Source organism: Mesorhizobium sp. M7D.F.Ca.US.004.03.1.1 (genome assembly GCF_003998635.1).
Taxonomy (GTDB): domain Bacteria; phylum Pseudomonadota; class Alphaproteobacteria; order Rhizobiales; family Rhizobiaceae; genus Mesorhizobium; species Mesorhizobium loti.
The window spans coordinates 1-2,610 of the sequence record NZ_RZQG01000830.1 but is presented as its reverse complement, the minus strand read 5'-3'; the positions used below and the strand labels follow the sequence as shown (position 1 = coordinate 2,610).

3 protein-coding genes are annotated in these 2,610 nt (G+C 59.3%); 1 reads left to right on the top strand and 2 read right to left on the bottom strand.

Annotation, left to right across the window (positions count from 1 at the left end; genetic code table 11):
- Both EN935_RS30550 and EN935_RS42850 read right to left on the bottom strand, forming a co-directional pair.
- Positions 1-403: hypothetical protein (locus EN935_RS30550; protein ID WP_164747208.1), on the bottom strand; the 403-nt coding region annotated here is incomplete at its 3' end.
- Positions 400-678 carry an AlpA family phage regulatory protein gene (locus EN935_RS42850; RefSeq protein ID WP_063169289.1) on the bottom strand — a complete coding sequence of 93 codons (279 nt, stop codon included), beginning with the start codon at positions 676-678 and terminating at the stop codon, positions 400-402. The genes EN935_RS30550 and EN935_RS42850, both read right to left, overlap by 4 nt.
- 975 nt (positions 679-1,653) lie before the next feature.
- Between EN935_RS42850 and EN935_RS30540 the strand changes: the two genes are divergently transcribed.
- The coding region (locus tag EN935_RS30540) for a KUP/HAK/KT family potassium transporter (RefSeq protein ID WP_206534605.1) at positions 1,654-2,610 on the top strand (957 nt) is incomplete at its 3' end.

Genomic DNA, 2,610 nt, shown 5'->3' with positions numbered 1-2,610 from the left:
GCTTGGCATCCGCGTAGTCGCTGCTCCCCTCATTCCCATCGGACGCATTCATCGCCATATCGCGCGGGTCCAGATAGCCTTCGAATGCGGATTCTGCAAAAGGACCTGCCAGACACGCAACTATCTCTTGGATCGCTTCATCGCGTTGGAAATGTCGATCCATATCGTTCTCGAAAATCGGCTTTAGCTCCGAGGTGAATCCTTGCGCTGAATAGAAAACCGTGCCTTCGACAAAACCACCGCACTCTCCGTCACCGGCGTCGGGGTAAATACTAACACTTGAGAAAGCAGGGAGTTCACGGTCGTCGTCGAACATCTGACGGTGCAAAACGATGGCGGCCACCGCGTGCCCGGCTTCGTGATGCGCCACAGACGGGAGAAGATATTGGGAGGCTACATTCATGCGGTGCGGCTCTCAGATCTAGTTTCCATCCAAGCCCTGATATCGGATTCAAGCCATGCGACTCGGCCGGGGGAGATGCGACGCCGCTTAGGGAACAGGCCTGCCTTCAGAGTCGCGCGGTCGCGCTCGAACTGCGTTCCACTGAAGTGCTTCAGGGTCTTTGCCGACTGGCCGGCGGCCCAGGCAAGTGCCCGCTCGCCTTCCACATCTTCAAGCCAAAGATAGAGATCGTCGTCGGGAGCATCCAGCGTTGGACGGACATCAAATGCGTTCATGTCCGGACAGCCTTCAGAAAGAAGGGATAGAGGCTTCCGTTTGATCGGGAACGCTTAGTGTTGGTAGCGGCGCCCACATGTTCGAAAAGCGTGATCATTGATGAGTTCTTCCAGTCGGTGCGGCATCGCAGTGCTTTTGCGCATAGGACCGCAATTGTCGTGCCAACTGGGAAAATCGTTTCGGAACAACGTGATCGCTCTGGCAGCGTTGTGTCAGATGTCCGACATCGTCGAGAATCCGACAACGAGTGCTCCTCCTAATCACCGGATCAACCTCCGGCGCCAGTCGGTGACACCGCATTCCTCTGTCTTTCCAGGAGACGGCGTGGACATCAATGCCGTTCCTCACCGAACCCGCCTCCTAGCCCTTCGCCCATACGTCACGGCCGCCCCCCGGTTTGGCTTCAACCTGAAGGATTACGGCGTCCTCTTCGCAGAGAAGATCGGGTTGTTCGTGGCGCGCGCAGCGGAGCCCAAGGAGCTTTTCTGGGTTGCGGATACTGGCATGTCGATATTACGACCGTGTGTCCTTCGACAAGCTTGGTGGCTTCTTCAACCAGAATCTCGCCGCGGAGATCGAATCGTTATCTGCGCCGCAAAGTGCGGCCGGTGAGCGGCGTGGCCCTGCGTTCCAGTTGGCCACGGTCCTCGCTGGGACGAGCAAGTAAATGGCTTGCGCAGCAACGGTGCGATCACACCTGGAGCACGGCGTCATCAGGAAAGCGCCATCCTTGTGCGCCCACGACACCCTGGTCGCCATCGGCCGCATCGCGGGGGGGCACTGTGGGCGATAACCATTCATTGATCTGGGCGATTGAGGGTTCTGCCGGGGCGCTATTGCTGCTCGGTAGGGCTGCGGGCTGGCGAGTCTACCAAGGCGAGCAACGACAGGCGAGACGGCAGACATTACGTGACGGAACTTGATATTGCAGTGCAGCAAGCGTAGAGCACCGCGCGCTTATCGGAGTGTCGTCCATGGCCCTTACCAATGCTGGTAACGAGGCAGAACCTGTCGAACAATCGAGCCATTCTGAGGTCGAGCAGCACAGCACCAAGGCGCTGATGTTGGGCGCACTAGGTGTCGTTTATGGCGATATAGGCACCAGCCCGATCTATGCATTTCGCGAGGCGTTGCATGCATCAGCGGGTGGCAACGTCGCCAGCCGTGGCGACATCCTCGGCGTACTCTCGCTGATCATCTGGTCCCTGACGATCACCGTGACGATCAAATACATCATGTTCGTGCTCCGCGCCGACAATCGAGGCGAGGGCGGAGTGCTGTCGCTTATGGCGCTGGCGCGCAACAGTTTCCCGACCTGCTCTGCGGTGATCCTCGGCATCGGCATCGGCATCGGCATCGTCGGCGCGGCGCTTTTTTTTGGCGACGCCGTCATTACGCCGGCAATCTCGGTACTGTCGGCGGTCGAAGGTATGAATGTCGTCACGCCGACGTTCCAGCCCTATGTGGTGCCGCTGACACTGGCCATCCTGGCGATCGTGTTTGCGGTACAGCGGTTTGGCACCGGCGGCGTAGGATTGGTGTTCGGACCCGTTACCGCGCTGTGGTTCCTGGCCATCGGCCTTTCCGGGCTCAACCACATCATGGACGACCCGGAAATCCTGCTGGCAATCAGCCCGCATTACATCGTGTCGTTCCTGGTCAACTCGCCTGACGTCGCCTTCGTTACGGTTGGTGCAGTCTTCCTCGCCGTCACCGGAGCCGAGGCGCTCTACGCCGACCTCGGCCATTTCGGCCGCAAGCCGATCGTGCTCGCCTGGCTGGCGATCGTGTTCCCTTGTCTGTTGCTCAATTATGTCGGGCAAGGCGCCTTCGTGCTGGCAAATGGCGGCGTTGTCGGTCATCCGTTCTTCGAGATGAACCAGGGCTGGACGCTTATTCCGATGGTCGTGCTTGCCACGGCGGCGACCGTG

Excerpts from the sequence above, each read along its gene's own strand:
- EN935_RS42850 (WP_063169289.1), bottom strand. The coding sequence starts at position 678 with ATGAACGCATTTGATGTCCGTCCAACGCTGGATGCTCCCGACGACGAT.